This window comes from Brevundimonas sp. (assembly GCF_044239655.1).
Classification (GTDB): Bacteria; Pseudomonadota; Alphaproteobacteria; order Caulobacterales; family Caulobacteraceae; genus Brevundimonas.
The window spans coordinates 1-3,964 of the sequence record NZ_JBIIAY010000183.1 but is presented as its reverse complement, the minus strand read 5'-3'; the positions used below and the strand labels follow the sequence as shown (position 1 = coordinate 3,964).

At 63.2% G+C, this 3,964-nt stretch carries 2 protein-coding genes; both read left to right on the top strand.

The annotated features are described in order from the left end of the window. Positions 1-406: 406 nt before the first annotated feature. The gene (locus tag ACILQR_RS15880) at positions 407-3,337 is read left to right on the top strand and encodes a glycosyl hydrolase 115 family protein (protein ID WP_395652349.1); all 2,931 of its coding nucleotides are present in this window, start codon (positions 407-409) and stop codon (positions 3,335-3,337) included. Next, positions 3,334-3,964: endo-1,4-beta-xylanase (locus ACILQR_RS15875; protein ID WP_395652348.1), on the top strand; the 631-nt coding region annotated here is incomplete at its 3' end. The genes ACILQR_RS15880 and ACILQR_RS15875, both read left to right, overlap by 4 nt.

Here is a 3,964-nt window from a genome sequence, read left to right as displayed (position 1 = left end):
ACAATCCCCGCCGCCTGCACTCGTCACTGGGCTACATCAGCCCCGCCGAGGCCGAACGCAGAGCGGCTTAACCCCGTCCACTTTTGCGGGGGAAGATCAGGTTTTGTCTCACTGTTTTTATTGGCATGCCGTGAACCTAGCCCGGCTATCGCTCAAGTACAAACAGGGAACAGAGCGCGCATCTGCGCATACCGGCCATTGTGCGAAATGGTATCGGCTTTTCACTGAGTGACGTCACCTAGCTGAGGCACTTGAATATGCGAGACATCGCGACGTTCGCTGCTGTCCCGGCTCTGGGACGAGGTTTGTCGCACCTCGTTGCCAAGGGTTGACCAACTAGGAGACCGTGCTTAGCGTTTGGGAGCGCTACCATCGCCGAGAAAAAGCGGGGAGCCTGGAGGAACCAATGAACACTTCGGACGCAAACAAATCCCGGCTGAAGACGGCGTTGATGCCCCGCATTCTGTCCGGAGCCACGCTCTTACTTGCTTGCCTCACGGCTGTTCCCGCGCTGGCCCACACAGCAGCTACCTGTGTGGAGCCAATCTCGATCTGCCATTCAGGTCCGGGTCTGTCCCTGATCGTCGGGGGGCGCGCCGCACGTGTGATAACAGACGATTCTGATTGGCCGGGTGTCCTGCGTGCCGCTGAAGGCCTGCGCGGAGATCTAGCCGCAGTCGCTGGTTCGGCCGCTGGTTCGGCCGCTGGTTCGGCGACTACAGTAGACGGCGACGCTGTAATTATCGGTACGATCGGTCGGAACGCCACCATCGACCGCTTGATCGCAGAGGGACGCCTGGATGTGTCTACTGTCGACGGTGTCTGGGAAGGGTTTGTACAGCAGGTCGTCGCTGATCCCCTGCCCGGAGTACCCTACGCGCTTGTTATTGCAGGTGCCGACAAACGTGGAGCCATCTTTGGGGCCTATGACATCTCCGAGCGTATCGGCGTTTCCCCCTGGCGATGGTGGGCCGATGTCCCCGTCGCGGTCCAGCCCGACCTCGTCATCGCCGCAGGCCGGCGCACGGACGCGCCGGTCGTCCGGTATCGCGGGATATTTCTCAACGACGAGGCTCCCGCATTGAGCGGCTGGGCCCGCGCGACCTTTGGCGGATTCAATCATCAGTTCTACGAGCGGGTCTTCGACCTGATCCTGCGCCTGAAAGGCAATTATCTCTGGCCTGCGATGTGGGGCGACGCGTTCAACGCCGACGACCCGCTCAATCCCCTAAGGGCGGACGAGATCGGCGTGGTCATGGGAACCTCGCATCACGAACCCATGAACCGGGCTCATCAGGAGTGGTCACGGCAAGGCGGCGGGGCGTGGGACTGGCGTACCAACAGGCAAGGTCTTTCCGAGTTCTGGCGTGGCGGCATGGAACGCGCCACCAGGACAGAAAACATCATCACCATCGGCATGCGAGGCGATGGCGATGAAGCCATGACGGAGGGCACGGCGATCAGCCTGCTCGAGGATATCGTCGCCAACCAGCGGCGAATCATCGCCGAAACCACGGGACGCCCCCCTGAACAGACGCCCCAGATCTGGGCGCTCTACAAGGAAGTTCAGGACTACTACGATCAGGGCATGAAGACGCCCGAGGATGTCACGCTGCTGTTTGCCGACGACAACTGGGGAAACATTCGTCGTCTTCCGACGCCCGGTGCCCCCAGATCGGGAGGATACGGGGTCTATTATCATTTTGACTATGTTGGTGGTCCCCGAAACTACAAATGGGTCAATACCAATCAGATCGAGCGGACCTGGGAGCAGATGCGGCTGGCCCATCAGGCAGGGGCCCACCAACTCTGGATCGTCAACGTAGGCGATCTGAAGCCGATGGAAGCTCCGATCGACTTCTTCCTGGACCAGGCCTGGGACCCGGAGGCCATGACGGTTGAGCGCATGGATAGCTGGGCTTCGGACTGGGCCACGGCTCAGTTCGGGTCGGTCGAAGGGCCAGCGATCGGCGAACTGATCGAGACCTACACACGATACAACAGCCGCCGGAAGCCCGAGCTCATCACGGCCGCGACCTATAGCCAGATCCATGATCGCGAGGCCGAGCGTGTAGTCGCCGACTGGGCTGCGCTTGCGGACCGTGCGGATGCGATCCGGTCGCGACTCCGGGCCGATCAGGACGACGCCTTCGTGGAACTCGCATGGTTTCCGATTCAGGCTTCGGCCAATCTGACCCGACTGCATGTCGCGACGGGTCGCCAGCGTCTCCATGCGGCTCAGGGGCGGACACAGGCAGCCTCGGAGGCTGCAAGCGAGGTCCGCCGCCTCTTTGATCGAGACCGCGAACTGACCGCAGCCTACCACGCACTGGCGGGTGGAAAGTGGAGGCACATGATGGACCAGACCCACATCAGCTACACGACGTGGCAACAACCGGAACGGGACGTTCTGCCAAACCTGGCCACAGTCACGAGTTCCGGCAACGGCCTCGGCGTCGCCGTCGAAGGCGCCGACACATCCTGGTCTGGCGGAGCGACGACAACGGCGCTACCGGCGCTTGATCGCTATGGCGCACAGAGCCGGTGGATCGAGGTATTCGATCGAGGCGCGACGCCGAATTCCTACGAAGCTGCGGCGGACAAGCCCTGGATTCGATTGTCCGCCGCCCAAGGGGCTGCAGGCGCAACCACTCGGATCGAGGTCTCGGCTGACTGGACCCAGGCACCGGCGGGCACCTCTGATGCCCAGGTCACCATTACGGGTTCTGACGGCTCGAGGGTCCTCGTGCCGGTCCAGATCGAGAACCGCGGAGGCGCAATCCCCGGTGCCTTCGTCGAGGCTGACGGGCACGTCACGATCGACGCCGCTGCCGCGAGCCGCATGATTTCATCCGACGGCACCGCATGGGAAGTCGTGCCGGGCCTCGGCCGCTTCGGCTCCGGTGTGACCACGCGATCTTCACAAGCCGTCAGCCTGACCCCCGGAGGTGACGGGCCACGGCTCGAGTATGACATCCAGCTTTGGGAAGCCGGCAATATCGCCGTCCAGGTCCAGTTGTCCCCGACCCTTGATTTTCGAGGGGGAGCCGGACTGCGCTATGCGGTTTCCATCGACGACATGCCACCTCAGATCGTCACCATCGCCCTCGACCCAGGGGCACCTGCTGCGCTGGCAGCCTGGGAGCGTGCTGTTGGCGACAACATCGTCCTACCCACATCCCGGCACAGCGTAGAATCGGCTGGCTTGCACCGGGTCAAGATCTGGCTCGTGGATTCCGGCCTAGTGTTCCAGCGGGTCGTGGTCGCGACGCGTCCTCTCCCCCGGACCTATCTGGGGCCACAACCTCATTCTCAATCCGCAAGGCCCTCCTCATGATCGATCGTCGGCGCCTACTCGCTGCGGCCGCAGCCGCCGCAGCGGTAACCCCGGTCGCGGCCTGCGCAGCCTCGAGCGTTACCGCCGATCATCCCGCAGCCAGCGGACCGTCGCTGCACGCTCTGGCGGCAGAAAAGGGCCTGGTGTTCGGCAGTTCGACGGGGATGGGCGATGCAGGCACTCTGGCCGGTTCCCAGCACGATCCGGTCTATCGCGCCCTGCTGACCAAGGAATGCGGGATGCTGGTCTGCGAGAACGAGATGAAATGGTACTCCGTCCGACCCCGCGAAGACGTCTTCGACTTCGCCGGGGCCGACGCCATCGCAGCTTTTGCCTCCGAGCACGCGATGGCGCTCAGAGGCCACACCCTGCTTTGGCATCACCCTCAATGGTTCCCCCAGTGGCTGACCGACCACGATTTCGGCCCGCAGCCCGCCACATCGGCCGAGGCGATCGTGACAGATCACATCCGACGGCTATGCGACCGCTTTCCTCAGGTCGTGTCCTGGGACGTCGTCAATGAGACCGTCGATCCCGCTACCGGCGGCATCAGGGAAACCAGCCTGTCGCGCGCGATGGGGACGGAGGTGATAGACGTCGCCTTCCACACTGCCCGCGCCGCAGCCC

Coding starts and splice junctions, on each gene's coding strand:
- ACILQR_RS15880 (WP_395652349.1), top strand. CDS start 407: ATGAACACTTCGGACGCAAACAAATCCCGGCTGAAGACGGCGTTGATG.